2 protein-coding genes are annotated in these 877 nt (G+C 58.7%); one reads left to right on the top strand and one right to left on the bottom strand.

Annotation, left to right across the window (positions count from 1 at the left end):
- The coding region (locus B3520_RS00630; RefSeq protein ID WP_286875081.1) for a TonB-dependent receptor plug domain-containing protein at positions 1 to 431 on the bottom strand (431 nt) is incomplete at its 3' end.
- 147 nt (positions 432 to 578) lie between these two features.
- On the opposite strand from B3520_RS00630, the gene B3520_RS00625 reads away from it, so the two are divergent.
- On the top strand, positions 579 to 877 hold a 299-nt coding region (locus tag B3520_RS00625; RefSeq protein ID WP_286875078.1), incomplete at its 3' end, for a LysR family transcriptional regulator.

The following is an 877-nucleotide window of genomic DNA, read 5'->3' as shown; positions in this document are numbered from 1 at the left end:
CGCACCACTTCGATCCGCTCAATGGCCACCAGCGGTGGAGTCCACTCCCCTTCCACCCCCGGGCCGTCGCTATTGGGCCGGGTTTCCCGCGAGCTCTGGCGCTGGCCGTCCACCAGAATCAGGGTGTAGCTGCTGCCCATGCCGCGCAGACTGATGTCTTCCCGGTCTCCACCACCGGTGACGATGGCTCCGGGCACATCGGCAATGGCGTCCGTCACATCCCGGTAGAAACGCTGGGACAGCCGCTCACCGTCGATCACGCTGATGGACGCCGGAGCGTCTTTCAGTTCCTGCTCATGGCCACTGGCGGTAATGACGATGGTTTCCAGCGGAGCGAGCGCCAGTTGCCGTGGTGCGCTGCCCTGAGCCCACGCGGTGGTGGCGCCGACAGCAAGTAAAGCGACGGGCAAGACGTGTCGAATCAGTCCCAAGAATATTTCCTCCATTGCAACTTTTTGATAAACTTAATGAGAATTGTTTGCATTCGTAATGTAAACTCTTGCTGCTGCTCGCTCAATCAAGGGTATTTGGAATCACTCTTAAGCAGCGCTGGATAATCGCGAACAGGGGTATTGGTAATGAACGCAAAAATGATGAGGGCAATCCGGGTGTTTACCCGTACCGTGGAGCTGGGTCGAATGGGTGCGGCCGCTGAGGACCTGCACATGACCACCTCGGCGGTCAGTCAGCAACTGCAGAAGCTGGAAAGTGATCTGGGCCTCAGCCTGTTCAACCGCAACACCCGAAATCTGGTGCTCACGGAGGCCGGCAAAATTCAATACCAGTGCTGCCGCACCATGCTGGAAGTGGCCGAGAAGGCGCGGGAGGACATAGAGCAGCTGCAGGGCACCCCCTGCGGCACCTTGAAAGTCATAGC

The sequence above is a fragment of the Marinimicrobium sp. UBA4509 genome (assembly GCF_002388575.1).
Taxonomy (GTDB): Bacteria; Pseudomonadota; Gammaproteobacteria; order Pseudomonadales; family Cellvibrionaceae; genus Marinimicrobium; species Marinimicrobium koreense.
Note: the sequence above shows the minus strand (reverse complement) of the source record. Positions and strands in the feature narration are given on the sequence as shown.